The following is a 26,922-nucleotide window of genomic DNA, read 5'->3' as shown; positions in this document are numbered from 1 at the left end:
GTCGGTATGGACGGTACGGATGCCATCGACCCGAGCGGCGACCCGCGGGCCGCGGTCGACCGACTGATGGACGGCCTGCGGTCCGACCTGGAGCGGCTCGCGGCCATCCCGTCCGTCGCCTTCCCCGGCTACCCGGAGGAGCCGGTGCGCGAGGCCCACGACCTGCTCGTCGGGCTGCTGCGGGACGCGGGCGTGGAGCGGATCGAGACCCTCGACCTGCCCGACACCGCACCGGTGATCTTCGGCGAGATCCCGCCGCCCACGCCCGACGCCCCGACTGTCCTGCTCTACTCCCACTACGACGTGCAGCCGCCCGGCGACGAGAGCCTGTGGAAGTCGCCGCCGTTCACACCGACCGAGATCGAGGGCGGGCTGCGGGCGCGCGGCATCGCGGACGACAAGTCGAACGTCATCGCGCATCTGGGCATGCTGCGGGCCTTCGGCGGCCGGCCGCCCGTCGGCGTCAAGATCGTCTTCGAGGGGCAGGAGGAGTACGGCAGCCCGTTCGACGCGTATCCGCCGAGCGACCCGAGCCGGTTCGCCTGCGACGCCATGGTCATCGCGGACCTCGGCAACATCCGCCCCGGCACCCCCACCCTCACCACGGGCCTGCGCGGCGCCGCCGAGGTCACCGTCGAGGTCCGCACCCTCGAAGAGGCCCGGCACAGCGGCGAGTTCGGCGGCGCGGCCCCCGACGCCCTGCTCGTCCTCCTCAAGGCCCTGTCCACGCTCCACGACGTGCACGGGGACGTGGCCGTGGAGGGCCTGCGCCGCGACGAGTGGACCGGCACCAGCTACACGGAGGACGAGTTCCGCGAGCTCGCCGGCGTCGAGGAGGGCCTCCCGCTCCTCGGCAGCGGCACCCTCGGCGAGCGCCTGTGGAGCGGGCCCGCGATCACCGTCATCGGCCTGGACGCGCCGAGCGTGGCGGGCGCCGCCTCGGCCGTTGTCCCGCACGCCCGCGCCAAGCTGAACCTGCGCTTCCACCCCCAGCAGGACCCGAACGAGGCCCAGGAACTCCTCGTACGGCATCTGCGCTCGCTGCGCCCCTTCGGCGTCGCGCTCACCGTCACCCCCGGCGACACCGGTCCCGGCTACGAGGCGGCGACCGGCGGCCCCGCCTACCGGGCCGCCCGTGCCGCGCTCAAGGAGGCCTGGGGCACCGACGCCTCGTACGTCGCGACCGGCGGCTCCATCCCGCTGGTCAACGGCCTCGCGAAGGCCGCCCCCGGCGCCGAGGTGCTGCTCTTCGGCGCCCAGGACAACCTCTGCAATCTGCACGCCCCCAACGAACGCGTCCTGTTCTCCGAACTGCACGCCACAGTCGTCGCGATGTGCGCGTTCGTGCGGGAGTACGCCGCCGACTTCCGGAGCGGAGCATGAGCACCGCGGGCCCGGACACGACCGAGGCGCCCGAACAGCCCCCGGCGAAGAAGAAGTTCACCTTCCCCAGCGCCCTCACCGTCCTCGCCGTCGTCACGATCGCGATCTGGCTGCTCGCGTTCCTGATCCCGTCGGGGGAGTACGACAGGAACGGGGAGGGCGCGCCCGTCGAGGGCACGTACCAGCGCGTCGACTCCGGGCAGTCCTTCGTCGACCGGCTCAACGACCTGTTCCTCGCCCCGGTCAACGGCCTGTACGGCATCCAGGACCCGAAGACCGCCCTCGTCTCGCCCGACAACTCCGGTGATCTGTACGGCAGTGCGGGAGTTTTTCTTTTCGTGCTCGCCATTGGTGCCTTCATCACCGTCGTGTTCGCGACCGGCGCTCTCGACCGCGGCATCGGGCGCCTCGCCCACCGGCTGCGCGAGCGCGGGGCGCTGCTCATCGCGGGGGTCATGGCCGTCTTCTCCGTCCTCGGCACGGTCGAGGGCTTCGCCGAGGAGACGCTCGGGTTCTACGGGCTGATCGTGCCGCTGATGCTGGCGCTCGGCTACGACCGGATGACGGCGGTCGGCGCGATCATCCTCGGCGCGGGCGTCGGTGTGCTGTGCTCGACCGTCAACCCGTTCGCGACCGGCGTCGCCTCCTCGGCCGCCGAGATCTCGCTGGGCGACGGCATCGCGCTGCGGTTCGTGATGTGGATCGTGCTGACCGGGGTCACCATCGCGTACGTCATCCGCTACGCGAAGCGGGTGCGGCGCGATCCGGAGCGCTCGGTCTCGGGCTTTCTGCCGGGGGACCGGGACCTCGACGAGACGGCCACGGAGGCGGCCGAGGTTCCCGAACTGACCGGCCTGCACAAGGGCGTTCTGGTCGCCACGGCGCTCGTCTTCGCCTTCATGATCTTCTCGGTGGTGCCCTGGGCGAGCGCCCTGACCGGTGACGCCGACGCGACCCCGTACGGCTTCGAACTCGACTGGTCCTTCCCGCAGTTGGCGGCGCTGTTCCTGGTCGCGGCCGTGCTCATCGGGATCGTCGCGCGGATGGGCGAGCAGAAGCTCAGCTCGACGATCATCCAGGGCGCCGCCGACTTCGTCTCGCCGGCGCTCGTCATCCTGCTGGCCCGCGGCGTCACCGTGATCATGAACAACTCGAAGATCACGGACACGGTCCTGCACGCCATCGAGGGCGTCGTGAAGGGCACCTCGTCCGGGGTCTTCGCGATCATCGTCTTCCTCGTCAACCTGCCGCTGGCCTTCCTCATCCCGTCCACGTCCGGGCACGCCACCCTCGCCATGCCGATCCTCGCGCCGCTCGCCGACTTCGCGGGTGTCTCGCGCGCGGTCGTCGTCACCGCGTGGCAGGCGGCCAGCGGCTGGATGAACCTGTGGGTGCCGACGACCGCCGTCACCATCGGCGGTGTGGCCCTCGCCAAGGTGGGCTACGACAAGTACCTGCGGTTCGTGTGGCCGCTGCTGGCGATCCTGTTCGTGCTGATCTGCGTGTTCGTCGCGCTGGGGGCCGCGTTCACGTAGCCCCTATCGTCGGGTGGCATGGACGGTCTCGGTGAACTCGACGAGCGCATCAGCGGCTGCCGGGCCTGCCCCCGGCTCGTCGAGTGGCGTGAGGAGGTCGCGCGCACCAAGCGCGCGGCCTTCGCCGACTGGACGTACTGGGGGCGCCCGGTGCCCGGCTTCGGCCCGCACGACGCGTCGCTCCTGATCGTGGGCCTCGCGCCCGCCGCGCACGGCGCCAACCGCACCGGCCGCATGTTCACGGGCGACCGCTCGGGCGACGTCCTCTACCGGGCCCTGTACGACATCGGCCTCGCCTCCCGGCCCGACGCCGTGAGCGCCGACGACGGGCTGACGCTGCACGGCGTCCGGATCACCTCGCCCGTGCACTGCGCGCCGCCCGCGAACAAGCCGACCCCCGCCGAGCGGGACACGTGCAGGCCCTGGCTCGTCCAGGAGCTGCACCTGCTGCGGCCCACCCTGCGCGCGGTCGTCGTACTCGGCGCGTTCGGCTGGCAGGCGGCGTTGCCGGCGTTCGCGGAGGCCGGGTGGGAGGTGCCGCGCCCGCGCCCCGCCTTCGCGCACGGCGCCCGCGTCGACCTCGACGGACTGGCGCTCTTCGGCTGCTTCCACGTCAGCCAGCGCAACACGTTCACCGGCCGACTCACCCCCGAGATGCTGCGCGGCGTGCTGCGGGACGCGGCGCACGCGGCCGGATTGCACCCGTTCGGCCCAGCTCAGGAGGACCGCGACCCGCCCGCTTCCTAGCGTGGTCTTGTGGCAGCAGAGACAGTGCAGGAGACGACGCCCAAGCCGCCCGCGGCGGCCTACCGCAACCTCATCGTGGCGACCGTGGGCTTCGCGCTCACGTTCTGGGCCTGGAATCTCATCGCCCCGCTCGGCAGCGCCTTCGGCGAGTCCCTGGGGCTCAGCTCGTTCGAGCAGTCCTTCCTGGTCGCCGTGCCCGTGATCGTCGGTTCGCTGGGCCGGATCCCGGTCGGCGCCCTGACCGACAAGTTCGGCGCCAAGCTGATGTTCCCGCTGGTCACCGCGGCGACGATCATCCCGGTGCTGCTCGTGACGGTGGCGAGGGACTCGTATCTGGCCATGATCCTCGTCGGCTTCCTGCTGGGCCTCGGCGGCACCACGTTCGCCATCGGTGTCCCGCTGGTGAACGCCTGGTTCCCGCCCGCCAAGCGCGGCGCCGCGGTCGGCATCTTCGGCATGGGCATGGGCGGCGTCGCGCTGTCCGGCTACTTCACCCCGCGCATCGCCAAGCACGGCGAGAACCTGCCGTTCTACATCGTCGCCATCGCGCTCGCCGCGTACGTGGTGATCGCCTGGTTCCTCATCAGCGACCACCCCGGCCGCACCATCCCGACGACCTCGCTCGGCGAACGCCTCGGCCAGGCCGGGAAGCTGCGGGTGACCTGGGAACTCTCCGCGCTCTACGCGATCGGCTTCGGCGGCATCGTCGCGTACGGCACCTATCTGCCGACGTACCTGAAGACCTGGTACGACCTCGACCCCATCGACGCGGGCACCAAGGCCGCGGGATTCGCCCTCGTCACCGTCGTCTTCCGGCCGATCGGCGGCTGGCTCTCCGACCGGATCCACCCGGCGGTCGTCACCGCCTGGGCGCTCGCGGTCGTCGCGCTCTTCGCCATCGTGCAGGCCTTCAACCCGCACCTGGCCCCCGGCGGCACCGTCGACATGCTCGTCATGGGCGCGGGCCTCGGCACCGCGAGCGGCAGCGTCTTCGCCCTGGTCGCGCAGGTCACCCCACCGTCCCAGGTCGGCTCGGTCACCGGCATCGTCGGCGCCATCGGCGGCCTCGGCGGCTTCGTCCCGCCGCTGGTCATGGGCGCGATCTACAGCTCGCAGAACTCGTACTCCATCGGCTTCATGCTGCTGTCCGACCTGGCACTCGCGGGCTGTGTCTACGCCTACGGGCGGATGCGCAGCATCAACGTGCACCAGCAGTAATCCGGAGGCGGTGCGCGGCGGGCCGGTAGTAGGTTCACCGGATGCCTCTGTACCCGCCCGTCGAACCGTACGCCCACGGCCTGTTGGACGTGGGCGACGGCAATCGGATCCACTGGGAGACCTGCGGCAACCCGGGCGCCAAGCCCGCCGTCGTGCTGCACGGCGGGCCCGGAACCGGGGCCACGCCCTTCATGCGCCGGCTGTTCGACCCGGAGCGCTACCGGATCGTGCTGCTCGACCAGCGCGGCGCGGGCCGCTCCACCCCGCCTGCGAGCGCGTACGGCACCGACATGGGCGTCAATACGCTGCCGAAACTGATCGCCGACCTGGAGCTGCTCCGCGCCCACCTCGGCATCGAGCGCTGGCTGGTGTGGGGCGTGTCCTTCGGGTCCGTGCTCGCCCTGCGGTACGCGCAGACGCACCGGGAGTCCGTCTCCGAACTGGTCCTGACGGGCCTGGCGACGGGCAGCCAGGAAGAAGTCGACTTGTTGACGCGGGGACTCGGGGCGGTGTTCCCGGAGGCCTTCTCCGCGTTCCTCGACGGGCTGCCCGAGGCGGAACGGGACGGCGATCTCGCGGCCGCGTACAACCGGCTCCTGGAGTCGCCCGACCCGGCCGTCCGTGAGCGGGCGGCGCTCGCCTGGACCGACTGGGAGACGGCGTGCGTCTCGCAGCCGCCGCGCTCCGTGCCCCGCTACCAGGACCCGGACTTCCGGTACGGCTTCGCGCGCACGGTGACGCACTACTGGGGTCAGGGCCACTTCCTGGACGCGCCCGACACGGTGCTGCGCGATCTGCCGCTGCTCAAGGGGCTCCCCGCGGTGGTGGTGCAGGGAAAGGTGGACCTGGGAAACCTGCTCGGCATCCCGTGGCGGCTCGCGCAGGCCTGGCCGGACGCCGAACTGCTCGTCGTGGACGACGCGGGGCACAACGCGGGCGCGCCCGGCATCACCGACGAACTGGTCGCCGCCCTGGACCGGTTCGCCGCCTCCTGACCTCCCGGCGTTACGGGGTGGGCTCGTCGTCGAAGAGGTGGCGCACGGTGAAGTGGTAGTTGGTGCGCACGTGGGTGAGGGCGACCGCCCGCGCCCGGTCCGCGTCGCCGCCGGCCATCGCCTGGTACAACTCCCGGTGCTCGGCGAGCTGTTGGGCCCACTCCTCGGCGCGCCGGGTGAGCCAGCGCAGCCGCCCGCTGACGGGCTGCATCACGGAGACGATGAGCTCGTTGCGCGCCATCTCCAACAGCCGGTCGTGGAAACGGGAGTTGACGTCGGTGTTGGTCTCGGCGTCGCCGTCGCGCGTCGCACGTGTGGCGCGCTCCAGCAGCCCCTCCAGCTCCGCCAGATCGTCCTTGGTGGCCCGCTCGGCCGCGAGCCCGGCGGCGTAGACCTCCAAGGCCTCGCGCAGCTCGTACAGTTCGGTGACGTCGGTGCGGGTCAGGGTGCGCACGACGGCCCTGCGGGGCGTCTCGTACGTCACGAAGCCCTCGGCGAGCAGCGCCCGGATCGCCTCGCGGACGGGCACCCGGGACACCCCGAACCGCTCGGCGAGCTCCCGCTCGACGAGCCGGTCGCCCGGCCGCCTGCGCCCGCCGATGATGTCCTCGCGCAGGGCCGCGAGCACGCGCTCGCGCACCGCGCCCAGGGGCTCCACCGATCCTGCCGTCGTCATGGGTCCATCTTCGTCGATGTCGCCGAGGGGCAGGGGGAGCGGGGTGGGTTTACGGAGATGTAACCGCACGGACATTGCCGGATGTCGTCGGCGGCGGGACGATCGCGCGGTATTGGTATACCAAACCCCCTCCCGTTTCTCGCCCCTCGCCCTCGCCGGAGGACCCGTATGTCCGTGGCCGAGCCCGTGCACCCCCAGTCCGCCACCCCCGTGCCGCCCGACCCGCGCCTGACCAACGAGGACCTGGCGCCGGCCCGCGAGCGCAAGTGGAAGGTCTACGACCTCTTCGCCCTGTGGATGTCCGACGTCCACAACCTCGGCAACTACACGTTCGCCGCAGGCCTGTTGGTGCTCGGCCTCAACGCCTGGCAGGTCTTCACCTCGCTGCTCATCGGCTTCGTCCTGATCTACGTCGGCTGCAACGCGATGGGCCGCATCGGCCAGCGCCACGGCGTCCCGTTCCCGGTCGTCAGCCGGATCAGCTTCGGCGTCTGGGGAGCGAACATCCCGGCGCTCGTCCGGGCCGTGATCGCCATCATGTGGTACGGAATCCAGACGTACTTGGCGTCGGTGGCGGTCAACGTGATGGTGCTCGCGGCGTTCCCGGGAACGAAGTCGTGGACGGAGCACTCGTTCCTGGGCCTGCACGCGCTGGGCTGGGCGTCCTTCCTCCTCCTCTGGCTGGTCCAGTCCCTGATCATCACGCGCGGAATGGAGTCGGTCCGCAAGTTCCAGGACTTCTGCGGCCCCGCGATCTGGGTCGTGATGCTCGCCCTCGCGATCTGGATCTGGGCGAAGGCGGGCTGGACGATCTCGCTGACGTCGACGCCGCACCCGGTGTCGACGGGCGAACAGTTCCGCCAGTGGTTCGGCGCGATCGGCCTGATCCTCGCCACCTACGGCACGCTGATGCTCAACTTCTGCGACTTCTCCCGCTTCGCACCGGACTACAAGACGGTCCGCCGCGGCAACTTCTGGGGCCTGCCGATCAACTCAACCGCCTTCGTGGTGCTGTCCGTCGTGGTCACGGCGGGCAGCGTCGAGGTGTTCGGCGAGGCGATCACCGATCCGGCGCTGCTCGTGGCGCGGATCGGCAACACCTGGGTCCTGGTCTTCGGCGCCCTGACCTTCGCGATCGCCACGATGGGCGTGAACATCGTCGCCAACTTCGTCTCCCCGGCGTACGACCTGGCGAACGTGTGGCCGCAGAAGATCACGTTCAAGGTGGGCGGGGCGATCTCGACGGTCCTGGCCCTGCTGGTCACGCCGTGGAACCTGTACTCGAACCCGGATGTCGTGAACTACTTCCTGGGCGGGCTAGGGGCATTCCTCGGGCCGCTGTTCGGGATCCTGATGCTGGACTACTTCTGGGTGAAGCGCGGCCGCGTCGACACGGAGGCCCTCTTCGACGCGCGGCCGGGCTCCCGCTACTACTACCGGCACGGGGTGAACCCGAAGGCCCTGGCGGCGTTCGTCCCGTCGGCGGCGCTGGCCGTGGTGCTGGCCCTCGTCCCGTATTTCGACTCGGTGGCGGCGTACTCGTGGTTCATCGGGACGGTGGCGGGGGCGGGGGTTTATGGGGTGGTGTGCCGGCGGGAGCGGGCGGCAAGCTTGGCCGTATGACCGCCGAACCCGTCACCGACGACACCTTCCTCGACCGCCTCGCCGACCGGCTCGACGCCCTGCCCGGCGTGCACGCCGTCACCCTCGGCGGGTCCCGGGCCCAAGGCACGCATACGGCCGCCAGCGACTGGGACACCGCCGTGTACTACCGGGGGAGCGAGGGGCTGTTCGAGCCCCGGCATCTGCGGGACGTCGGGTGGGAGGGCGAGGTCTCCGAGATCGGGGGCTGGGGCGGGGGTGTCTTCAACGGTGGGGCCTGGCTGAGCGTCGACGGGCGGCGTGTGGACGTGCATTACCGGGATCTCGACGTCGTCGAGCACGAGTTGAGGGAGGCCGAGGCCGGGCGGTTCCACTGGGAGCCGTTGATGTTCCACCTCGCCGGGATCCCGTCGTATCTCGTCGTCGCCGAGCTCGCCGTCAACCGTGTGCTGCGCGGCGGGACGCCCCGGCCCGACGGGTATCCCGCCGCCTTGCGCAAGGCGGCGCCCGACGTGTGGTGGGGGCGCGCCTCGATCACCCTCGAATACGCGAAGGCGAACAACGCGCCCCTCGGCGGGCGCACCGAGGTCGTGGGAGCGATCGCGGTCGCGGCCGTGCAGGCCGCCCATGCCGTGCTCGCCGCGCGCGGGGAGTGGGTGACCAACGAGAAGCGGCTGCTGGAGCGGGCCGGGCTGCGGGGGATCGACCAAGTGGTGGCCGACCCTTCGATTCCGCTCGGAGAACTCGTCGACCGGGCGCGGGAGTTGTTGGCGCGGGCCGTCGCCGAGGCTCAGTAGCCCAGCGGGTACTCGCGGAGGTCCCGCCAGCCCGTCCCCGCCCCCTCCGTCACGATCAGCTTCACCGACTCCACGCGCGCGTGCAGCGGCAGCGCCCCCGTGAACTCGGTCTCCGGGATGTGGTCCGTGCCCCCGCCGCTCGCCAGTGTGAGGTGCGGGTCCAGGCCCTCGTCGCCGAAGATCCCGCGGTACGGGACCGCCTCCGGCCAGCGGTGCCGTAGCGACTTCGTCAGCGTGCGCAGGGGGTCGTCCGGGGCCGGCGGGAGGTAGAGGACGCCCGGCCAGCGGTGCACTTCGGGGAAGGTGAGTGCGAGCTGCGGTGTTGCCTCGAACAGGGCGCGCAGGACGTCGTCCGTCTCCGGCGTGATCCGCTCCAGCGGGAGGAACGGGTAGAGGAGCGTGATGTGCGCCCTCGACGGCGTGCGGACCAGCGCGTCCGCCTCCGGGACGTGGATCGTCAGGGCCGTGTCGCCGGGGAGGTCCGGCCAGCCGCCGTGGTCCTGAGCAGTACGTCGTGTGGGCACGGTCAAGTGTCACATTCCGGAAGCCTCGCTGTTTCCTCCCCTCCAACAACTCCGCTTACTCTTGACAGACCAGTTCAGGCTGGCCGACGGCGTCCGGCACCCCTCCGTGCTCGTAGGACAGGAGTCTGCCCACCGTCATGCGCCGCCCCCATTCGCTTCCGCCCTGGCTGAGCCACGCCCTGCGCGCCCAGCGCGCGCCCGTGCCGTGGCCCGCCGTCGTGCGCGGGGCTCTCGCCGGCGGGCCGCTGCTGCTCGTCGCCGTGGCCGCCGGGCGGCCCTCCAGCGGGGTGCTGCTCGCGCTCGGGGCGATGCTCGCCGGGGTCAACGACCGGCCGGGGCCGCGGCTCGCCGCCGTGTCGCGGCTGGGCGGGCCCGCGCTCGCCGGCGCCCTGGGGATGACCGTCGGCAGTCTCGTCGGCGGCACTCTGCCGACCGGGGCGCTCATCGCCGGCCTCTTCGCCGTGCTCGGGCTCGTGGGCGGTGCGTTCAGTGCCGTCGGGCCCGTCGCGTCCTCCGCCGGGACCCAGTTCCTCGTCACCGTCGCCATAGGCGCGGGGATGCCGCTGCCGGAGCCCGGCTGGCAGCGCGCACTGCTGTTCGCCGGTGGCGCCGCGTGGCTGATCCTGCTGCGGCTGCTGCTGCCGTCTCCCGTCCGCACGAACGTACGCACGAAGGGGCTCGGCTATCTCTACGACGGTGAGCGCGCCGCCGTCGCCTCCGTGTACGAAGCCGTGGCCCGGCTGCTCGAAGCCGTCGGCGGCCCCGAGGCCCAGGCGCGCCGCGTCGCGCTGACCGCCGCCCTCGACCAGGCGCAGGACGCCCTGCGGCGCGGCCGCTCCCGGGCGTCGCTGCGCCTGCGCCGCCAGTACTCCGCCGCCCTCCCGCTCGCCGAGGCCGCCACCGCGCTCGCCTGGGCCGGGCAGCCGGTGCCCGCGCGGGCCGCGCAGGGGCCCCGTCGGCTGGCCGCCGCCGTGCGGTCCGGGGAGGCGCCGGGCGCGCTGCCCGCCCCCGCCCGCGCCGACGCGGGACTGCGGGCGCTCGACGAATCGCTGCTGCGGGCCGCCGAGGCGTTCGACGGGGCCGGTGCCCGGAGCGTGGTGGCCGGACGGCGCCCGCCCGAGTCCGGGACAGGGCTGCTGGACAAGGTGGTCGGGCCCACGGCTGCCCGCGTCGGGCTGCGCCTCGGGGCCGGTGTCCAGCTGCCGGCGGTCCGGCGCCGCGCGTCCGTGCGCGGAGTGCTGCGCAGGGTGGCCGGGCCCGCCGGGCGCGAGTACGGCGTCCGCGTCGGGCTCTCCTTCGGCGCCAGCGCCGCCGTCGCCCAGGCCCTGCACCCGCTGCACTGGTACTGGCTGCCCGCCACCGCCGTCTTCCTCGTGAAGCCGGACCTCGGGCCGCTCGCCTCGCGCGCGCTGTGCCGGGCCGCGGGGACCGTCGCGGGCGCCGTCCTCTTCGCGGGGCTCGCCGCCGTGCTGCCCCACCCCCTCGGGCTCGTCGCGCTCGTCGCCGCCTGCGGGGCGCTGATCCCCGTCGCCACCCGGCACTTCGCCGCGCAGACCGCCGTCGTCACCGTCCTCGTGCTGTCCCTGGTGATGGTGGGCGGGGAGCCGCAGGCATCCTGGGGCCGGATCACCGAGACGCTGCTCGCCTGCGCGATCGTGCTGGTCGCCGGGCATCTGCCGCTGCCGGGCCGGCACCGCGGAGGCGGGGTGCGGGTGCGGCTCGCCGTCGCGCACGACGCCGCCCACGCCTACGTACGGCATGTGCTCAGCGAGTCCGCGCCGGGCGCCGAGGGGATCGACCGGCACGGGCGGTGGGCGCTGCGGCGCGAGGCGTACCGGACGCTCGCGCAGGCGCGGGCCGCCGTGGACCTGGCGGCCGCCGAACTGCCGGTGCTCGCACGGCACTCGGACGGCTCGCGGCAGGTGACCGTCGTACTGGAGCGGCTCGTCGACGCGACGACCGCGTGCGCCGTGCAGGTCGACGACACCGGGCGGGTGCCCGAGCAGCACGCGCGCAGGATCGACGTGCTGCTCGCGGAACTCGCCGCCTGACACGCGTGGTTCAGGGCCGCAGGTCGATCCAGACGGGCGCGTGGTCGGAGCCCGGCGCGTCCCGCCGGTCCTGCGGATCCGTGCCCACCGACGGCAGCGGTGCGAGCGCGGCGTCCTCCTCGTGCGGCACGCCCGTTCCGGCGCGGACCACATGGCCGAGCAGCTCGTGCGAGACGAAGACGTGGTCGATCAGCTCGCGGTGGCCCGCCTGCACCCGCGAGTAGCGCTGCTCCTCGGGGATCAGCGGCGCCACGTTCCACAGCCGCTTCGCGTCGCCCTTGTCGGCGTGGTCGAAGCCCGGCGTGCCGATCTCGGAGCCGGGCGGGCCCTGCAGAATCTGGGTGGTCGCCGCGGCCACCTCGTCGTTGAAGTCACCGAGGACCGCGACGCGTTCACGACGGCCGTCCTCCCCGATGAGGGTGTCCGCGAGGGCGCGCACGGTCGCCGCCTCCGCCGCGCGCCGCTGCAGCGCGTACGCCGCGTAGCGCGCCCGCTCGCCCTCGTTGCGCGGCACGAACCGGCCGCCCGGGTAGCCGAGCAGCTTCGACTTGAGGTGGCAGACGGCGGCCGTCAGCCAGGTCGCCCGTGTCGAGAAGTGCACGGCGAGCACGCCCCGGCCCGCCCGGTCCGCGGTCCTGCCGCTGTCGTCGACCTGCACCGGGCGCACGGCCTCGGGGAACGCGGCGGTGTCCGTGACCACGTTCACGATGACGTCGCTGAGGAAGCCGACCCGGATCCCGCGCTCGTCGGGGTGCTCCGACAGCGTCACCCGGTACCGCTCGTCGAGCAGTTGCACCAGATCGTCGAGCGCCGCCGGGTCGCCGACCTCCTGGACGCCGAGCAGGGTCGGCCGCAGCCGGTTCACGGTGGCGGCGAGGGAGGCGAGTTTCGACTCGTAGGCGGCCTTGTCGCGGGGGCCGTAGGGGCCGCCGGGGCGGTAGAGGTTCTCCAGGTTCCAGGTTCCGACGAGCATGGCGTGCTCCGTCCTCTGGCCGGCCCGGACGGGCCGGGGCGGCCAGCGTCCCAGCGGCCGTGCGGGGACGACAGGACTCCTCCAGGACTTCCTTCGGAAAAACTTCCGCCGCAGCGATGAGTTCCGCACCGCCCCCCGGTCACCCCTGACGAGAGACACGACCGGAGGAGGAACCATGGGGCTGCCGAAGGTGGTCACGCGCGAGGAGTGGCGCGCCGCGCGCGAGGAGCTGCTCGCCCTGGAGAAGGCGGCGACCCGGGCACGGGACACGCTGAACGCACGGCGGCGCGAGCTGCCCATGGTCGAGATCGACAAGTCGTACGTCTTCGAGGGCCCGGACGGGAAGTCGGAGCTGCTCGACCTGTTCGAAGGGCGTTCCCAACTCGTCGTCTACCACTTCATGTTCGCGCCGGACTGGGACGCGGGCTGCCGCAGCTGCTCCGGATTCCTCGACCAGATCGGGCACCTGGCGCATCTGCGGGCCCGGGGCACGGAGTTCGCGGCGGTGTCCCGCGCGCCGTTCACCAGGATCCTGCCGTTCAAGGCGCGGATGGGGTGGACGGTGCCCTGGTACTCGTCCCATCTCAGCGATTTCAACCTGGACTTCGGCGCCACCGTGGTCGACGAGGACGGCGTCCCGCAGGAGCGGCCCGCGATCAGCTGCTTCCTGCGCGAGGGGGAGCGGGTCTTCCACACGTACTCGACGTTCGCCCGCGGCATGGACCACATCGGGTTCACCACGAACCTGCTGGACCTCACCGCCCTCGGCCGCCAGGAGGAGTGGGAGAAACCGGCGGGGCGGGCGTCCGCCCTCGGGGCTCCCGCGGGCAGCGCGCGGGTGCGCTATCACGACGAGTACCTCGACTGAGAGCCGACAAGACCCCGGCCCGTACGACCTGACCGCGTCTCAACTCCGTGTCATTCTCGTCACGTTGCGAGCCGGGAGCGCCCCTGTCAACGTTCTCCCTCATGAAGCGCCCGGACGCTCCGGGCGCCGCACATCGGCACGATCACGGGGGCAGGGACAAGTGATGAGCAACGGACGAGTGGTGCTGCAACGTTTCCCGGCGGGCGGGCCCCGCGGCTCATGGCCCGCGGAGGAGTACGCGAGCCGGCGCCGTCAGGAGGGCCAGCCGGCCGAGGTGATCATGGACCTGGCGACGGACGCGTTCCTGGTGATCGTGCGGGAGCCGGTCGCCGATCCGGTGGGCTGACGCCGGCAGCGGGACCGGGAATCCCGTGCAGGGACGAGGAGTTCAGGACGCGCCGACCGAGCGCGACCACACCGGCGTGGTGCCCGTGACCCGGCACAGCGCGAGGTACAGCGGAATCGGCGGCGTGTACGGCACCGAACCCTCCGGGCAGTGCACCAGGGACGGGGCCCGCGGGGCGTCGCGCACGAGGGCGCCCGCCGTGTAGGCCGCGGGCGCGGGCCACTCCAGGGACACGTCGGAGTCCGAGGGCACGAGCCACCACCAGTGCGCCCCGTCCGCGTACACACAGCCCATCCGCGGCAGCCGCTTCGCCATCGCCCGGCCGAACTCCTCGGGCACGGCGACGGCGTCGCAGCCGAGCGGCGCGGTCATGCCCGCGGGCACGCTGAGCCGCACGGGCCGGGCGCGGCCCGCACGCGGCGCGTCCGCGTGCTCCGGATGCCGGGGGCGACGCCTCCGGGCCAGTCCGGCCAGCGAGTTCAAGTGCATCGTCCGCTTGCCCGTTGTCACCACGCCCATCCGATCCCGTTTCGCACGTTCGTCGTTCCTCCGCCCGCCGTCCGGCGGGAGCGGACGTTCACCAGGCCCATGCGGCGCCGTCCGACGCGCCGGGCACGGGGCCCGGTGGCTGCGGCTCCAGTTCGTCGCGGGGCAGTTCGGCCCAGACGAGGAGGCCGGGTCCGGTCTCCTGTGCGCCCCACGCCGTGGCGACCGCGGCCACGAGGAGGAGCCCCCTGCCGTGCTCCTCCTCGGGCGCGACACGGCCCGCGCGCGCGTCGCCGGGGATGCAGCCCTCGTCCCTGACCGCTATCCGCAGCCGGTCACCGGAGGCGTCGCGCAGCTCGCGCAGTTCGCAGTGGATGCGCCGGCTCGCGGTGTGCACGATCGCGTTCGTGACCAGCTCGGACACGACGAGGGCCGCCGCGTCGCAGGTGTCCTCGCACGCGCCCCACGCACTGAGGTGGGTACGCGTCACGCGCCGGGCCTGAGCGGCGGAGCCCGGATGGGGAGCCAGTTCGAAACTGCTGCGACGGGCAGCCGACGGGTTGGCCCCTGCCGGGGTACCCGAACGGTCACCGAGCGTAGTTTCGCCGGCTTCTGTTCCTAAAGGCGCAGACGGAGTCACGCTTGCCACTATCTCCCCGCCATGAACACTTGGCAAGGCCCACTCTGAAAAGTGCAGAGTGGCGTATGCCGTGTGGAGCGGGCATGGCAGACTGCTCGCAGCAGCGCGCCACGCGCCCTCCAACGGGGGTGGATCGCAGGGAAACGGCCGGTGAGGGACGTCTTTCGGACCTTTTTCCGTGATGAAAAGTGGCGGGATTCAGACATCAGGACTACTGGGAGGTAGGGGGCGTGAGCGAACCCCGGTCCGCTCCGACGGTCGGCCAGGTCGTTCTCGGCCGCCGCCTGCAGGACCTTCGCGAGGGTGCCGGGCTCAAGCGCGAGGAGGCCGCGAAAGTACTCCGCGTGACCGCCGCGACGATCCGCCGCATGGAGACCGCCGAGGTCTCGCTGCGGATCCCGTACGTCCAACTGCTCCTGAAGGCCTACGGCGTCGCGGACGACGAGGCCGGCTCCTTCGTGCAGCTCGCGGAGGAGGCCAACAAGCCCGGCTGGTGGCAGCGGTACCACGACATCCTGCCCGGCTGGTTCTCGATGTACGTGAGCCTGGAGGGCGCGGCCCGGCTCATCCGGTCCTACGACCCGCACTTCGTGCCCGGCCTGCTGCAGACCGAGGACTACGCGCGCGGGGTGCTCGAGTCCGGCGCCATAGGGCGGGCCCTCGCCGAGGACCCCGACGTGGTCGAGCGGCACGTGGCCCTGCGACTGCAGCGCCAGAACCTGCTCACCCGCGAGGACGCGCCCCGCCTGTGGGTCGTGATGGACGAGACCGCCCTGCGCCGCCCGGTCGGCGACGCGGACGTGATGCGCGCCCAGATCGACCGGCTGCTCGAGGCGATGGAGCTGCCGAACGTGACGCTTCAGGTCGCGGAGTTCGCCGCGGGCCCGCACCCGGGCACGTACGGCCCCTTCGTCCTGTTCCGATTTGCCATGTCAGAACTGCCGGACATGGTCTACAGCGAGTACCTGACCGGCGCGGTCTACCTCGACGCGCGCCCCGAGGTGGCCACCCACCTCGAGGTCATGGACCGCATGGCGGCGCATGCCGCGACGGCGCAACGCACAAAGGAGATCCTCCGTGATCTCCGCAAGGAGCTGTGAATGGACTCGATCAAGGACCGAATACGAGGCGTCGACGGCGAGCCGATCTACAACGGCATGCCCGCGCGCGAACTCGGCAGCGAAGGCTGGCACAAGCCGTGGAGCGGCGGCAACGGGGGCAACTGCCTCGAAGCCATGAAGCTGGCCGACGGGCGCGTCGCCGTACGTCAGTCTTCGGACCCGGACGGGCCCGCGCTGATCTACACCATCGGTGAGATCACCGCGTTCATCGAGGGCGCGAAGGCGGGGGCCGCGGACTTTCTGCTCTCGTGACGCGTCGCGGGCCGGCCGCCGCGGTGGGCGGTCCGCTCAGACGGTCATCGGGCGGTCGTGCGCCCCGATCGGCTCCGGCAGCCGTGTCCGCCCCGTCAGCCAGCGGTCGACGGCGGCGGCCGCCGCCCTTCCCTCGGCGATCGCCCACACCACGAGCGAGGCGCCCCGCCCCGCGTCACCGGCGACGAACACGCCCGGCACGCCCGTCGCGAAGGCGGCGTCCCGCGCGAGCCGGCCCCGCTCGTCGACGTCGAGGCCCAACTGGTCGATCAGACCACCGGCTCGACGCTCCGGCCCGTGGAAGCCGAGCGCGAGCAGCACCAGATCGGCGGGCAGCGTCCGCCCCGTCCCCGGCAGCGGCCTGCGCGCCGCGTCCACCTCCACGACATGCAGTTCCCGCACGTGCCCCGCCTCGTCCCCGGTGAAGCGCAGCGTGGAGGCGGCGAAGAGCCGGGCGTCCGCGTCGGCCGCCGGGGCCGTGCGCAGCTCACCGGCCTCCTCGTGCGCGGCCGAGAGCCGGTACAGCTTCGGGTACGTCGGCCAGGGCTCGGCGTCCTCGTCGCGCGCCTCGCCGGGCCTGTCGTAGATGTCCAACTGCGTGACGGACGCGGCTCGTTCGCGGACCGCCGTGCCCAGGCAGTCGGCGCCGGTGTCGCCGCCGCCGACGATGACGACGTGCTTGCCGGCGGCGGTGAGCGGCGAGTCCGGCGCCGCCTCCTTCGGCGTGATCTCCGCGTTCTCGTACGCGCGGTTGGCCCACGGCAGGTACTCCATCGCCTGCTCGATGCCGGTCAACTCCCGGCCTGGCACGTCGAGTTCACGCCAGGCCGTGGCGCCGGTCGCGATCACCACGGCGTCGTAGCGGGACCGCAGATCGGCGGCTTCGAGGTCCCGGCCGATGTCCGTCGACGTACGGAACCGGACGCCCTCCTTGGTCAACTGGTCGAGCCTTCGGTCCAGTTGGCGCTTCTCCATCTTGAAAGCGGGGATCCCGTAGCGCAGCAGTCCGCCCGGCCGGTCGTCCCGCTCGTACACGGCGACCGTGTGCCCGGCCCGCGTCAGCTGCTGCGCGGCGGCGAGCCCGGCGGGGCCCGAGCCGACGACGGCGACGGTCAGTCCGCTGTGCCGCTCGGGCGGCTGCGCGGACACGAGACCCTCCTCCCAGGCCCGGTCGGCGATGGCGACCTCGACGTTCTTGATGGTCACGGCCGGCTGGTTGATGGCGAGGACGCAGCCCGCCTCGCAGGGGGCCGGGCACAGGCGGCCGGTGAACTCCGGGAAGTTGTTCGTGGCGTGCAGCCGCTCGCTCGCCGCCCGCCAGTCGTCCCGCGAGACCAGGTCGTTCCACTCGGGGATCAGATTCCCCAGCGGGCACGCCTCGTGGCAGAACGGGATCCCGCAGTCCATGCAGCGGTCGGCCTGCGCCTCGACGATCGGCAGCAGGCCGCCGGGGACGTACACCTCGTCCCAGTCGCGGACCCGCTCCCCGACGGGGCGGCGCGGCGCCTCCTGGCGGGGCGTGCTGAGGAAGCCCTTGGGGTCGGCCATGGCCGTCTCCCTACGCCGTGACTCCTGCCGGTGCTCCGGTTCTTTTCGTCACGATACGTCGGGTGGGCGCGGGCCGCCCCGGCTCAGGTCAGGGCGAGCACGAACAGCGCGGAGGCGGCGGCGCCGGTCGCGGCCCGCACATGGTTCCAGCGCACCCACTCGACGAGGTACGTCCGCCACTGCGCGGCGCCGCTCTCGGAGTCCTCGTCGCCGGAGAGGCCCGCGAGCGCCGCGTTGCGCGGCACGTTCGCCAGGACCGTCACGCCGAAGGAGCCGATCAGGTACAGCGCACAGCCGAGCAACAGCTCGACGGTGCCCGGATCGGGCCAGAGCACGAACGTCACGACCGCGATCACCGCGCACAGCACCGCCGCGCCGAGGAAGACGACCATGAACGGCGGCGTGAGCGCGGCGATGTTGATGGCGTTCATCGCGGCGATCCCCTGCGCGGCCGGCAGCGCTCCGAGCCCGCGCATCACGAATGTGGAGAACGCGATGAACACCCCAGAGCTCACGCCGCACCAGACCGCCCCCAGTACGACCAGCGCGAAATACGGACCTTCGATCATGCGCCCCCCTGTCTGAGAGGGATCATGCCGCAGTTTGTCGGTTGTGGACAGTGATTTCACGATTACATTGAGCGAACGGTGCCGGTTGTGGTGTTTTTGTGGAGCACGGCGGGTGCGGGTGCTGGTGCTGGGACTGAGGTGGTGGTCGGGCCCTGCCACTCGCGCAGTACCGCCGCCACGGCCTCGGTCACCCGCGACCGCGCCTCCCTCCGGGGCACGCCCTCCATCAGCAGCCGGTCGTACGGCGTGTCCACATGGCGCACGGCGGCCCGCACCGCCGCCGCGACCGCGCCCTCCGAGAACGCCCGCCCCGCCGCGCTCCGGCCCACCCGCCCGCTCCCGCGCGCCCCGGCATGCGCCGCGATCGCCGCCGCCCGGTCCGCGGGACAGCCGGGGAACAGCCGCAGGATCCGCGCCGCGAACTCCGTCACGAACACCGCGTCCTGCGCCGCCCGCCGCGCCGCGTCCCGCGCCCGCCGCCGGGCCCGCGCCTCCGCGTCCGCCAGGCAGCGCGCGTCGGCCCGCGCGAGCGCCGCCTCCTCGACGAGCACGCCCTGCCGCTCGTACCGCCCGCGCTTGCGGTGGAAGCGCACGACGACGGCCGAGAGCACGCTCTCCTCGCGCGCCCTGCGGGTCAGCGCCGTGTCCCCGCGCGGCAGGAACACCAGATGCCCCAGGTCGGCGCAGTCCAGACAGCGGGGCTGCCCGTCCTCCAGGGTCAGCAGCCCGAGCGGCCCCCGATGGCAGGCGCCGCACCGCCTGCGTTTGACCGGCTGGAAGGCGAGGGGGCTGCGCGCGGCACCGGCCGGTGGTGGCGCGGCTCCGGTCTGCGGTGGGGCTGCTCGGGTCATACGAGCGTGATGCCCGCCCCGGCGTCCCCTGCATCATGGAGTGCGTGCGACTTGAAGCGATCACCTGGGAACGGCTCGGCGACGCCCTCGCCGAGCGGCTGCTCGACCTGAAGCCGGCCGACGGCGGCCCCTGGGTGAAGGTCGCCCTCGACGGAGCGCCCGCGGCCCGCCCCGGCGAGCTGGCCGCGCTCGTCTCCGAGGCCCTGCGCACCCGCGGCCGGTCTTCGCTCACGGTCGGCACCGAGGGCTTTCTGCGCCCGGCCTCGCTCCGCTTCGAGTACGGACACCGGGACGTCGAGTCGTACTACAGCGGCTGGTTCGACACGGGCGCGCTGTGGCGCGAGGTGTTCGGGCCGCTCGAACCGGACGGCACGGGCCGGGTCCTGCCCGATCTGTGGGACCCGGTCACGGATCGCGCGACCCGCAGCGGCTACGTACAACTCCCTCCCGGCGGCGTGCTGCTGATGCACGGCCCGCTGCTTCTGCACCACTGGTTCCCCTTCGATCTGACCGTGCACGTGAGCCTGTCGCCGGGCGCGCTGCGGCGACGCACGCCCGAGTCCGAGCAGTGGACGCTCCCGGCCTTCGAGCGCTACGACTCCGAGACCGGGCCCGCGGCGAGCGCCGACGTCGTCGTCCGCGCGGACGACCCGCGCCATCCGGCGTGGAGCGGGTGACCGCTCCGCCCCGTAGTGCCGTGCGGCTCACAGCCAGCCGTTGCGCTTGAACCCCCGGTAGACCACGAAACAGATCACGGCTATCACGGACATCATCAGCGGATAGCCGAACCGCCAGTGCAGCTCCGGCATGTACTCGAAGTTCATGCCGTAGACGCCGCAGCCCATCGTCGGCACGGCCACGATGGCGGCCCACGCCGTGATCTTGCGCATGTCCTCGTTCTGCGCGACCGTCACCTGCGCCAGGTGGGCCTGCAGGATCGAGTTGAGCAGTTCGTCGAAGGACGCTATCTGCTCCGCCGCTCGCAGCAGGTGGTCCGACACATCGCGGAAGTACGCCTGTATCTCGGGCGGCACGGCGGGGAAGGGGCGCCCCGCGAGCTCCTGTATCGGCCGGGACAGCGGCACCACGGCCCGCTTCAACTCGAGCAGCTCGCGCTTGAGTTGATAGATCCGGCCGGGGTCGGCCTTCGCGCCGTTCTGCGCGAAGACGTCCGCCTCCACCTCGTCGATGTCGGCCTGGACCTCGTCGATCACCGTCAGATAGTCGTCGACGACGCTGTCCGCGATCGCGTGCAGCACCGCGGCCGGGCCCTTGGCCAACTGCTCCGTGTCCGCCTCGATCCGCTCGCGCACGGGGCCGAGCGAGCCGTGCCTGCCGTGCCGCACCGTGATCACGAAGTCCTGGCCGAGGAACACCATGATCTCGCCGGTGTCCACCACCTCGCTGGTGGCGGTGAGCTCCGCGTGGTCGACGTAGCAGACCGTCTTCAGGACCGCGAAGAGCGTCTGCCCGTACCGCTCCACCTTGGGCCGCTGGTGCGCGTGCACCGCGTCTTCGACGGCCAGGGGGTGCAGGTCGAACAGCTCGGCGATGTCCGCGAACTCCACCTCCGACGGCTCGTGCAGCCCCAGCCAGACGAACCCGTCCGCTGCCTTGCGCACCGCGCGCACCGACTCGACGAGATCGCTGTCGCCCGACTCGCGCACGCCGTCCCGGTAGGTCACGCAGTTCACCACCGCGGAGCCCAGCGGGGAGCGCGCCGGGTGGCTCAGGTCGACCTTGGGCGCGCGCCGCGCGAGCCGCGCGACCTTGCGCAGGCCGCCCACCCTGCGCAGACCGCCGACCTTCCGCAGATTGCCCGCCATCGACATGCTCGGCCCCTCCCCGTTCCCATCCGTTCTCCGTCGTGTCTCCGTCGCGAAGACGACTTGGTGGATCAGTCTGCCAGCGGTCACCGACAGCCTGTCCAGCCCTGTGGGAACGGAAGACTCCGCTCCGTTGCGCAATGTCCGGTATCCAATGATTGGGCTGGGATGATCGGTTCATGATGCGATCAGGCGAGCACGCGTACCTCCTCGACAACCAGCAGCCCGAGGCGGGGCGGCGCTTCGACGCCTTCTCGGTCCTCTTCGACCCCACGACGTTCCGGCACATCGAGCGTCTCGGCATCGGTTCCGGCTGGCGCTGCTGGGAGGTCGGGGCCGGCGGCACGTCGGTGGTCTCGTGGCTCGCGCGGAAGGTCGGGCCGACCGGCCGGGTCCTCGCCACCGACATCGACACGTCCTGGCAGACCGCCACGCCCCGCACGCCCGTCGAGGTGCGACGCCACGACATCGGCGTCGACGAGCCGCCCGCGGAGAGCTTCGACCTGGTGCACGCGCGGCTCGTCCTGGTCCATGTCCCGGACCGGGAGCGGGCGTTGGCGTCGATGATCCGTGCGCTGCGCCCCGGCGGCCGGCTGCTCATCGAGGACGCCGATCCCGCGCTTCAGCCCCTGCTCTGCCCGGACGAGGCGGGGCCCGCGCAGCAGCTGGCCAACCGCCTGCGGCACGGCTTCCGCTCCCTGCTCGCGGAGCGCGGCGCCGACCTGAGCTACGGCCGCAAGCTGCCCGGGCTGCTGCGGGCGGCGGGCCTGCGGCAGGTCGAGGCGGACGCGTACTTCCCGCTGGCGTCGCCGGCCTGCACGGCGCTGGAGACGGCGACGGTCGGGCAGATCCGTGCGCAGCTCGTGACGGCGGGGCTGGCCACGGACGACGAGATCGACCGGCATCTGGCGAATGTCGCCGAAGGAACGATGGACCTGGCGACGGCGCCGCTGATCTCGGCGTGGGGGCGGAAGTAGGCGCATCGCGGTCGGCGGTCCCTGCGGCACGGGGCTCGGAAGTGGGCTCCACGCGCGCGTGGAGCCCACTTCCGCCCGTCGGCCTCAGACCGGCCGTACGCCGCTCAGCGCGCCGTGCGGGTCGAGGACGTACTTGCGGCTCGCACCCTGGTCGAACTCCGCGTAGCCGCGCGGCGCGTCCTCGATGCCGATCACGGTCGCGTTGACGGCCTTCGCGATGTGCACGCGCTCGTGCAGGATCGCCATCATCAGGCCCCGGTGGTACTGCATCACCGGGCACTGCCCCGTCGTGAACTGGTGGCTCTTCGCCCAGCCGAGGCCGAGCCGCACCTTGAGCGTCCCGGTGCGCGCGTCCTGGTCGACGCCGCCCGGATCGTCGGTGACGTACAGGCCGGGGATGCCGAGCGCGCCACCGGCCGCCGTGAGCCCCATCAGCGAGTTGAGGACCGTGGCCGGGGCCTCGGGAGCGTCCGGGCCGTGCGCGCGGGCCTCGAAGCCGACCGCGTCCACGGCAGCGTCCACCTCGGGAACCCCGAGGATCTCGGCGACCTGTTCCTCCACGGTGCCGCGTGTGAGGTCGACCGTCTCGCAGCCGAAACTCCGGGCCTGCGCGAGCCGTTCGGCGTTCAGGTCGCCGACGATCACCACGGCCGCGCCCAGCAGGTGCGCCGATGCCGCCGCCGCGAGCCCGACGGGCCCGGCCCCGGCCACGTACACCGTCGAACCGACCTTCGTGCCCGCCGTCACCGCACCGTGGAAGCCGGTCGGGAAGATGTCGGAGAGCATGGTGAGGTCGAGGAGCTTCTCGCGCGCCTGGTCGGCGTCGGGGAAGCGCAGCGCGTTGAAGTCCGCGTAGGGGATCATCGCGTACTCGGCCTGGCCGCCGACCCAGCCGCCCATGTCGACATAGCCGTAAGCCGCCCCGGGCCGTGCCGGGTTGACGTTCAGGCAGATGCCGGTCTTGCGCTCCTTGCAGTTGCGGCAGCGCCCGCAGGCGATGTTGAACGGCACGGAGACGATGTCCCCGACGTCCAGGAACTCGACGTCCGGGCCCTTCTCCACGATCTCGCCGGTGATCTCGTGGCCCAGGACGAGGCCCTCGGGTGCCGTGGTGCGGCCGCGCACCATGTGCTGGTCGCTGCCGCAGATGTTGGTGGCGAGCACCTTGAGGATCACACCGTGCCGACAGGTCCTGCCCACGTTCTGCGGGGCCACTCCGGGCCCGTCCTTCAGCTCCAGGGTCGGGTGCTCGATGGTCCTGACCTCCACCGTGCCCGGCTTGAGATATGCGACTGCCCTGTTTCCGCTCATGCCTGATCGCCGTCCCTTCAGCTCCGTGACTCGTCTACGGCGGATGCTCCGGCTGTGCGCACGGCGGAGTCTGCTACCGAAACGGCGTTCTGAGGAGCCTTCCGGCCGGAGTTGTTGAAGCCTCGACGAGCCGTCCAGTCGGCGGGGCCCGTACGGCACAGGCCGTCCAGTGAGAGGGGAGGCACAGGTCATCTACGGTGACTGGCCATGACCACGAACGACCGACCCGCAAGCTCCCCCGGCTCCTTCGCCGGTTCCTTCGCCGTCCGCGTCCCGGACGTGGACCTCGAACCGGAGCCGCTCGACCCCGCACAGATCGTCTCCGGCACCCCCGAGGTGACCGGCAAGGTGCTGTGGGAGTCGGCCGACGGCAAGCAGCTGCGCGGCATCTGGCAGATCACGCCCGGCGTGGTCACCGACACCGAGGCCAACGAGCTGTTCGTGGTCGTCAGCGGCCGCGCCACCGTCGCGGTCGAGGGCGGCGACACCCTGGAACTGGGTCCCGGCACGGCCGCCGTGCTGCGCGAGGGCGACCGGACGACCTGGACGGTGCACGAGACCCTGCGCAAGGCGTACCACATCACCCTCGGCTGACCCGCGCCCGAACTGCCCCTTCCGCTACGGGCGTTGGGCCCGCCGCGTGAACAGCGCCAGCGCCCCGAGCGGGAGCAGCAGGCAGGCCGCGGCCAGGTTCAGCCACGCGTAGCTCGCCGTCGCCACCACGATGCCGGCCGTCGCGCCGCCGATCCCCGCCGACAGGCTCGTCGTCAGGTCGGAGAGCCCCTGCGCGGCGGCCCGCGCGGCCTGCGGCACGGAGTCCGTGAGCAGCGCGGAGCCCGCGACGAGCCCGGCCGACCAGCCGAGCCCGAGCAGGAACAGCGCCGCCGCGCTCTGCCCGTGACTCCCGCCCGCCGTCCCGGCGAGCAGTGCCGCGCACGCGAGCAGGCCGACCGCGAGGCCGATCACCGTGAGCCGGCCGAACGTGTCGGCGAGCCGTCCCATGACCGGCGAGAAGGCGTACATCCCCGCGATGTGCCCGCTGATCACGAGCCCGATCAACTCGATGCCCGCGCCGTGGTGTTCGAGGTCGACCGGCGTCATCGACATGACGGACACCATCGCCGTGTGCGACACCGCGACCGTGACGAGCGCCAGGCGGGCGCGCGGCGACGCGGACACGGCCGCGAACCCCGCCCGTATGGACCGCGCGGCGGGCGACTGCTCCTCGGCGGGGGCCAGGGAACGCGCGGTCAACAGCGGGTCCGGGCGCAGCAGCAGGTGCACCACGACCGCCGATATCAGGAACACCCCGGCCGCCCAGACGAACGGACCGGCCTCCGGCGGTATGCCGAGCCCGGAGACGCTGCGGCCCGCGGGCGCCGCTATGTTCGGCCCGAGGACGGCGCCGATGGTGGTGGCCCACACGACCGTCGAGATGGCGCGGGCCCGCCGGTCCGGCTCGGCCAGGTCGGCGGCCGCGTACCGGGCCTGGAGATTGGCCGAGGACGCCGCGCCGAAGCCCATCAGGCCGACGAGCAGCAGGGGAAACGTGCCGATCACGGCGGCGACGACGGTCACCACCGCCCCCAGCGTGCCGATCAGATAGGCCAGTACGAGGCCGGCCCGCCGCCCACGGGCGTTCATCAGCGCGGCCAACGGCACCGACAGCACCGCGGTGCCCGCGACGCTCGCCGTGGACGCGAGGCCGGAGAGCGCCTCGTCCCCGCTGACCTTCTTGGCGAGCACGGCGGCCAGCGCGATCCCGGTGGCGGTCCCCAGCCCGCCGAGTATCTGCGAGGCGACGAGCACCCGCTGGGTCCGTCGTTGCAGTGCCTCTGTCCCCGGCCCGACATCCGCGGTTCGCCCGACCGGGCCGGTCCGCCCGTCCTCCGGGGGCACATCCTCTGGAGGACGCAGCTGTCCCTCGTCCGTGCTCAACGCACACCCCCGCCCCGCTCAACCCCGCGGACCCCGCTCGTTCGCCCCGCCCCAGGACCGTCTCAGAACAACGGCTCGGGCAACACCCCTTCCAGGGCGAGCAACTTCCGCTTCGTCTCGAGCCCGCCCCCGAAGCCGCCGATCCCGCCGTCCCGCTCCACGACCCGGTGGCACGGCACGACGACCGGCAGCGGATTCGACCCCATCGCCAGACCCACGGCCTGCGCGGCGCCCGGTTGTCCGACCCGGTGGGCCAGGTCCCCGTACCCGACGACCGCCCCGAACGGCACCCCGGCGAACAGCTCGCGCAGCACTTCCCGGTTGAAGCCGGTGATCAGCGACCAGTCGAGCGGCACGTCGAACGCGCGCCGCCGCCCGGCGAAGTACTCCGCGAACTGCCGTATCGCCTCGGCGAGCAGCGGCGAATCGGGAGCCTCGACGGGCTCGGCCCCGAGTCGGGAGCCGAGCCGGTCGAGCGCCTTGTCCCGCACCGCGTCGGTGGCGTGGAAGACCACGTTCACCAGACCGGCGTCCGTCGCGGCGAGCAGCAGTGGGCCGATGTCACTGCGCACGACGGCCCACACGGCCTGCCGCGGCGCGGCGGGAGTGGTCTCGCTCAGTCCAGTGGCGTTCATGCCGACCACGGTACGGCCGGGCACTGACAACGCCGGGCGGATCAGCCGCCGACGGCGGCCCGCACCACGTCAGGCGCGTTGCTGATGATCCCGTCGACGCCGTAGCCGACCACCTTCTGCGCGGTCTTCGCGTCGTTGACGGTCCAGGTGTAGGACTCGAGCGGCTTGCCGTGCGGGCCCTTGAGCGCGTGCACGGCCTTGACGTAGTCCGCGGAGATCGTCGTGTGCGACGGATTGATCTGGTCGGCGAACTTCGCGTACGAGGGAAGCTCGGACACGGCGGGTGTGCCGAGGAAGCCCGTCTTGATGTCCGGGCGCCGGGCGTGCACGGTCCGCACGCTGTCGGCGTTGAAGCTCTGGATGATCAGCCGGTGCTTGACGTCCCAGGAGTCCAGCCAGCCGTCCTTGCGCAGCTGGTGCAGGATCTGGTCCTCGATGCCCGGGTACAGCTCGGGCGACTTGACCTCCATGAGCAGCTTCTGGTGGTTTCGGTCGACGCGCCGCAGATACTCGTGGAGCGTCGGGATCCGGGTGCCCGTGTACTCGGCGCCCTTCCAGCTGCCCGCGTCCAGCTTGGCGATCTCGCTCGAGGTGAAGTCCGACACGTTCCACGGGGAGCGGTCGGGATAGAGCTGCTCGACGTTGGTGGTGCGGGCCAGCGTGGTGTCGTGCAGGACGACCAGGGCGCCGTCCTTGGTGCGCTGGACGTCGTTCTCGACCCAGGTGATCCCCAGGGCGTGTGCCCTGTCGATGGCCGCCAGGGTGTTCTCGGGCGCGTACGCGGAGGCACCGCGGTGGGCTACGACCACGGTTCTGTTGTGTGCGGGGGCGGCTTGTGCGGCAGTCGGCAGGGCCAGGACACCGATGACGACGGAGCCCGCCACTGAGGTCAGAGCGGCTGCTGCTCGTGCGTGCACGTGTGCTCCTCATACGTCGTGGGATCACGGACTGTACGAGATTGACAGCTGAGAGCGAACGAAAAGTAGGCGCAGGATGGTCACGAGTTGAATGGAGTCACTCAAGTGCGGTCGACCCCCGTGTCGTGCGGCCGGA

The 26,922-nt window shown here is 72.3% G+C and carries 28 protein-coding genes; 15 read left to right on the top strand and 13 right to left on the bottom strand.

Going from position 1 to position 26,922, the window contains the following annotated elements:
* Positions 1–6: 6 nt before the first annotated feature.
* The 5 genes from ACZ7L4_RS14255 to pip are packed head-to-tail and all read left to right on the top strand — an operon-like array spanning position 7 to position 5,878.
* On the top strand, positions 7–1,383 hold the full coding sequence (locus tag ACZ7L4_RS14255; protein ID WP_472102372.1) for a M20/M25/M40 family metallo-hydrolase: 1,377 nt from the start codon (positions 7–9) through the stop codon (positions 1,381–1,383).
* Positions 1,380–2,918 carry a YfcC family protein gene (locus ACZ7L4_RS14250; protein WP_472102370.1) on the top strand — a complete coding sequence of 513 codons (1,539 nt, stop codon included), beginning with the start codon at positions 1,380–1,382 and terminating at the stop codon, positions 2,916–2,918. Before ACZ7L4_RS14255 ends, ACZ7L4_RS14250 begins: the two co-directional genes overlap by 4 nt.
* An 18-nt stretch (positions 2,919–2,936) precedes the next feature.
* Entirely contained in the window at positions 2,937–3,665 is a 729-nt protein-coding gene (locus tag ACZ7L4_RS14245) for a uracil-DNA glycosylase (protein ID WP_472102368.1), read from the top strand.
* A gap of 9 nt (positions 3,666–3,674) precedes the next feature.
* Entirely contained in the window at positions 3,675–4,883 is a 1,209-nt protein-coding gene (locus ACZ7L4_RS14240; protein ID WP_472102366.1) for a nitrate/nitrite transporter, read from the top strand.
* 41 nt (positions 4,884–4,924) lie between these two features.
* Entirely contained in the window at positions 4,925–5,878 is a 954-nt protein-coding gene (gene pip, locus ACZ7L4_RS14235; RefSeq protein ID WP_472102364.1) for a prolyl aminopeptidase, read from the top strand.
* A 10-nt stretch (positions 5,879–5,888) separates the two neighbouring features.
* Here the strand turns inward: pip and ACZ7L4_RS14230 are convergent, their stop codons facing one another.
* Positions 5,889–6,554, bottom strand: a complete 666-nt coding sequence (locus tag ACZ7L4_RS14230; protein WP_472102362.1) for a GntR family transcriptional regulator — start codon at positions 6,552–6,554, stop codon at positions 5,889–5,891.
* Positions 6,555–6,722: 168 nt separating this feature from the next.
* On the opposite strand from ACZ7L4_RS14230, the gene ACZ7L4_RS14225 reads away from it, so the two are divergent.
* Positions 6,723–8,177, top strand: a complete 1,455-nt coding sequence (locus tag ACZ7L4_RS14225; protein ID WP_472102361.1) for an NCS1 family nucleobase:cation symporter-1 — start codon at positions 6,723–6,725, stop codon at positions 8,175–8,177.
* Complete coding sequence (locus ACZ7L4_RS14220) at positions 8,174–8,953, top strand: nucleotidyltransferase domain-containing protein (RefSeq protein ID WP_472102359.1); 780 nt, start codon at positions 8,174–8,176, stop codon at positions 8,951–8,953. Before ACZ7L4_RS14225 ends, ACZ7L4_RS14220 begins: the two co-directional genes overlap by 4 nt.
* Here the strand turns inward: ACZ7L4_RS14220 and ACZ7L4_RS14215 are convergent.
* Positions 8,947–9,477, bottom strand: coding sequence for a 2'-5' RNA ligase family protein (locus ACZ7L4_RS14215; protein ID WP_472102357.1), 531 nt, complete (start codon positions 9,475–9,477; stop codon positions 8,947–8,949). The genes ACZ7L4_RS14220 and ACZ7L4_RS14215 overlap by 7 nt on opposite strands.
* A gap of 137 nt (positions 9,478–9,614) precedes the next feature.
* Here ACZ7L4_RS14215 and ACZ7L4_RS14210 point away from each other — a divergent pair, with 137 nt between their 5' ends.
* A complete protein-coding gene (locus ACZ7L4_RS14210; RefSeq protein WP_472102355.1) occupies positions 9,615–11,528 on the top strand; it encodes an FUSC family protein in 1,914 nt (637 codons plus the stop codon).
* Positions 11,529–11,538: 10 nt separating this feature from the next.
* On the opposite strand, the gene ACZ7L4_RS14205 is transcribed toward ACZ7L4_RS14210, so the two are convergent.
* A complete protein-coding gene (locus ACZ7L4_RS14205; protein WP_472102353.1) occupies positions 11,539–12,501 on the bottom strand; it encodes an endonuclease/exonuclease/phosphatase family protein in 963 nt (320 codons plus the stop codon).
* A 175-nt stretch (positions 12,502–12,676) separates the two neighbouring features.
* Here ACZ7L4_RS14205 and ACZ7L4_RS14200 point away from each other — a divergent pair, with 175 nt between their 5' ends.
* Both ACZ7L4_RS14200 and ACZ7L4_RS14195 read left to right on the top strand, forming a co-directional pair.
* Positions 12,677–13,369, top strand: a complete 693-nt coding sequence (locus ACZ7L4_RS14200; protein ID WP_472102351.1) for a DUF899 domain-containing protein — start codon at positions 12,677–12,679, stop codon at positions 13,367–13,369.
* A gap of 163 nt (positions 13,370–13,532) precedes the next feature.
* The gene (locus ACZ7L4_RS14195; RefSeq protein ID WP_472102349.1) at positions 13,533–13,715 is read left to right on the top strand and encodes a hypothetical protein; all 183 of its coding nucleotides are present in this window, start codon (positions 13,533–13,535) and stop codon (positions 13,713–13,715) included.
* 42 nt (positions 13,716–13,757) lie between these two features.
* Here ACZ7L4_RS14195 and ACZ7L4_RS14190 read toward each other — a convergent pair whose 3' ends face one another.
* The gene (locus ACZ7L4_RS14190; RefSeq protein ID WP_472102347.1) at positions 13,758–14,234 is read right to left on the bottom strand and encodes a hypothetical protein; all 477 of its coding nucleotides are present in this window, start codon (positions 14,232–14,234) and stop codon (positions 13,758–13,760) included.
* Positions 14,235–14,292: 58 nt separating this feature from the next.
* Positions 14,293–14,730 carry an ATP-binding protein gene (locus ACZ7L4_RS14185; protein ID WP_472103996.1) on the bottom strand — a complete coding sequence of 146 codons (438 nt, stop codon included), beginning with the start codon at positions 14,728–14,730 and terminating at the stop codon, positions 14,293–14,295.
* Between the two features lie 341 nt (positions 14,731–15,071).
* On the opposite strand from ACZ7L4_RS14185, the gene ACZ7L4_RS14180 reads away from it, so the two are divergent.
* Together ACZ7L4_RS14180 and ACZ7L4_RS14175 are read left to right on the top strand one after the other, a co-directional pair.
* A complete protein-coding gene (locus ACZ7L4_RS14180; protein WP_450818099.1) occupies positions 15,072–15,941 on the top strand; it encodes a helix-turn-helix domain-containing protein in 870 nt (289 codons plus the stop codon).
* A complete protein-coding gene (locus tag ACZ7L4_RS14175; RefSeq protein WP_385765527.1) occupies positions 15,942–16,214 on the top strand; it encodes a DUF397 domain-containing protein in 273 nt (90 codons plus the stop codon). It abuts the gene before it with no gap.
* A gap of 36 nt (positions 16,215–16,250) precedes the next feature.
* Here ACZ7L4_RS14175 and ACZ7L4_RS14170 read toward each other — a convergent pair whose 3' ends face one another.
* From ACZ7L4_RS14170 to ACZ7L4_RS14160, 3 genes are all read right to left on the bottom strand, one after another.
* Positions 16,251–17,762, bottom strand: coding sequence for a glutamate synthase subunit beta (locus tag ACZ7L4_RS14170; protein ID WP_472102344.1), 1,512 nt, complete (start codon positions 17,760–17,762; stop codon positions 16,251–16,253).
* Between the two features lie 83 nt (positions 17,763–17,845).
* The gene (locus ACZ7L4_RS14165) at positions 17,846–18,331 is read right to left on the bottom strand and encodes an anthrone oxygenase family protein (protein WP_450818102.1); all 486 of its coding nucleotides are present in this window, start codon (positions 18,329–18,331) and stop codon (positions 17,846–17,848) included.
* 62 nt (positions 18,332–18,393) lie between these two features.
* Positions 18,394–19,182, bottom strand: coding sequence for a DUF2293 domain-containing protein (locus tag ACZ7L4_RS14160; RefSeq protein ID WP_472102342.1), 789 nt, complete (start codon positions 19,180–19,182; stop codon positions 18,394–18,396).
* A 44-nt stretch (positions 19,183–19,226) separates the two neighbouring features.
* Here ACZ7L4_RS14160 and ACZ7L4_RS14155 point away from each other — a divergent pair, with 44 nt between their 5' ends.
* On the top strand, positions 19,227–19,859 hold the full coding sequence (locus ACZ7L4_RS14155; protein WP_472102340.1) for a nucleoside/nucleotide kinase family protein: 633 nt from the start codon (positions 19,227–19,229) through the stop codon (positions 19,857–19,859).
* A 27-nt stretch (positions 19,860–19,886) separates the two neighbouring features.
* On the opposite strand, the gene ACZ7L4_RS14150 is transcribed toward ACZ7L4_RS14155, so the two are convergent.
* A complete protein-coding gene (locus tag ACZ7L4_RS14150; RefSeq protein WP_472102338.1) occupies positions 19,887–21,014 on the bottom strand; it encodes a magnesium and cobalt transport protein CorA in 1,128 nt (375 codons plus the stop codon).
* A gap of 173 nt (positions 21,015–21,187) precedes the next feature.
* Between ACZ7L4_RS14150 and ACZ7L4_RS14145 the strand changes: the two genes are divergently transcribed.
* Positions 21,188–21,985: a methyltransferase domain-containing protein gene (locus ACZ7L4_RS14145; protein WP_472102336.1), complete on the top strand. Its 798-nt coding sequence runs from the start codon at positions 21,188–21,190 to the stop codon at positions 21,983–21,985.
* An 84-nt stretch (positions 21,986–22,069) separates the two neighbouring features.
* On the opposite strand, the gene fdhA is transcribed toward ACZ7L4_RS14145, so the two are convergent.
* On the bottom strand, positions 22,070–23,296 hold the full coding sequence (gene fdhA, locus ACZ7L4_RS14140) for a formaldehyde dehydrogenase, glutathione-independent (RefSeq protein WP_450816345.1): 1,227 nt from the start codon (positions 23,294–23,296) through the stop codon (positions 22,070–22,072).
* A gap of 207 nt (positions 23,297–23,503) precedes the next feature.
* On the opposite strand from fdhA, the gene ACZ7L4_RS14135 reads away from it, so the two are divergent.
* Positions 23,504–23,890 carry a cupin domain-containing protein gene (locus ACZ7L4_RS14135; RefSeq protein ID WP_472102334.1) on the top strand — a complete coding sequence of 129 codons (387 nt, stop codon included), beginning with the start codon at positions 23,504–23,506 and terminating at the stop codon, positions 23,888–23,890.
* A 24-nt stretch (positions 23,891–23,914) separates the two neighbouring features.
* Here ACZ7L4_RS14135 and ACZ7L4_RS14130 read toward each other — a convergent pair whose 3' ends face one another.
* The 3 genes from ACZ7L4_RS14130 to ACZ7L4_RS14120 all read right to left on the bottom strand — a co-directional run bounded on the left by ACZ7L4_RS14130 (position 23,915) and on the right by ACZ7L4_RS14120 (position 26,786).
* A complete protein-coding gene (locus tag ACZ7L4_RS14130; protein WP_472102332.1) occupies positions 23,915–25,105 on the bottom strand; it encodes an MFS transporter in 1,191 nt (396 codons plus the stop codon).
* 191 nt (positions 25,106–25,296) lie between these two features.
* Entirely contained in the window at positions 25,297–25,869 is a 573-nt protein-coding gene (locus ACZ7L4_RS14125; RefSeq protein WP_472102330.1) for a methylated-DNA--[protein]-cysteine S-methyltransferase, read from the bottom strand.
* A 41-nt stretch (positions 25,870–25,910) separates the two neighbouring features.
* On the bottom strand, positions 25,911–26,786 hold the full coding sequence (locus ACZ7L4_RS14120) for a glycerophosphodiester phosphodiesterase (RefSeq protein WP_472102328.1): 876 nt from the start codon (positions 26,784–26,786) through the stop codon (positions 25,911–25,913).
* Positions 26,787–26,922 lie beyond the last annotated feature (136 nt).

This window comes from Streptomyces sp. NPDC107575 (genome assembly GCF_055657265.1).
This window is presented reverse-complemented; position numbering and strand designations above follow the sequence as displayed.

Excerpts from the sequence above, each read along its gene's own strand:
- ACZ7L4_RS14255 (WP_472102372.1), top strand. The coding sequence starts at position 7 with ATGGACGGTACGGATGCCATCGACCCGAGCGGCGACCCGCGGGCCGCG.
- ACZ7L4_RS14250 (WP_472102370.1), top strand. The coding sequence starts at position 1,380 with ATGAGCACCGCGGGCCCGGACACGACCGAGGCGCCCGAACAGCCCCCG.
- ACZ7L4_RS14245 (WP_472102368.1), top strand. The coding sequence starts at position 2,937 with ATGGACGGTCTCGGTGAACTCGACGAGCGCATCAGCGGCTGCCGGGCC.
- pip (WP_472102364.1), top strand. The coding sequence starts at position 4,925 with ATGCCTCTGTACCCGCCCGTCGAACCGTACGCCCACGGCCTGTTGGAC.
- ACZ7L4_RS14230 (WP_472102362.1), bottom strand. The coding sequence starts at position 6,554 with ATGACGACGGCAGGATCGGTGGAGCCCCTGGGCGCGGTGCGCGAGCGC.
- ACZ7L4_RS14225 (WP_472102361.1), top strand. The coding sequence starts at position 6,723 with ATGTCCGTGGCCGAGCCCGTGCACCCCCAGTCCGCCACCCCCGTGCCG.
- ACZ7L4_RS14220 (WP_472102359.1), top strand. The coding sequence starts at position 8,174 with ATGACCGCCGAACCCGTCACCGACGACACCTTCCTCGACCGCCTCGCC.
- ACZ7L4_RS14210 (WP_472102355.1), top strand. The coding sequence starts at position 9,615 with ATGCGCCGCCCCCATTCGCTTCCGCCCTGGCTGAGCCACGCCCTGCGC.
- ACZ7L4_RS14205 (WP_472102353.1), bottom strand. The coding sequence starts at position 12,501 with ATGCTCGTCGGAACCTGGAACCTGGAGAACCTCTACCGCCCCGGCGGC.
- ACZ7L4_RS14200 (WP_472102351.1), top strand. The coding sequence starts at position 12,677 with ATGGGGCTGCCGAAGGTGGTCACGCGCGAGGAGTGGCGCGCCGCGCGC.
- ACZ7L4_RS14195 (WP_472102349.1), top strand. The coding sequence starts at position 13,533 with ATGAGCAACGGACGAGTGGTGCTGCAACGTTTCCCGGCGGGCGGGCCC.
- ACZ7L4_RS14190 (WP_472102347.1), bottom strand. The coding sequence starts at position 14,234 with ATGGGCGTGGTGACAACGGGCAAGCGGACGATGCACTTGAACTCGCTG.
- ACZ7L4_RS14175 (WP_385765527.1), top strand. The coding sequence starts at position 15,942 with ATGGACTCGATCAAGGACCGAATACGAGGCGTCGACGGCGAGCCGATC.
- ACZ7L4_RS14170 (WP_472102344.1), bottom strand. The coding sequence starts at position 17,762 with ATGGCCGACCCCAAGGGCTTCCTCAGCACGCCCCGCCAGGAGGCGCCG.
- ACZ7L4_RS14165 (WP_450818102.1), bottom strand. The coding sequence starts at position 18,331 with ATGATCGAAGGTCCGTATTTCGCGCTGGTCGTACTGGGGGCGGTCTGG.
- ACZ7L4_RS14160 (WP_472102342.1), bottom strand. The coding sequence starts at position 19,182 with ATGACCCGAGCAGCCCCACCGCAGACCGGAGCCGCGCCACCACCGGCC.
- ACZ7L4_RS14150 (WP_472102338.1), bottom strand. The coding sequence starts at position 21,014 with ATGTCGATGGCGGGCAATCTGCGGAAGGTCGGCGGTCTGCGCAGGGTG.
- ACZ7L4_RS14145 (WP_472102336.1), top strand. The coding sequence starts at position 21,188 with ATGATGCGATCAGGCGAGCACGCGTACCTCCTCGACAACCAGCAGCCC.
- fdhA (WP_450816345.1), bottom strand. The coding sequence starts at position 23,296 with ATGAGCGGAAACAGGGCAGTCGCATATCTCAAGCCGGGCACGGTGGAG.
- ACZ7L4_RS14135 (WP_472102334.1), top strand. The coding sequence starts at position 23,504 with ATGACCACGAACGACCGACCCGCAAGCTCCCCCGGCTCCTTCGCCGGT.
- ACZ7L4_RS14125 (WP_472102330.1), bottom strand. The coding sequence starts at position 25,869 with ATGAACGCCACTGGACTGAGCGAGACCACTCCCGCCGCGCCGCGGCAG.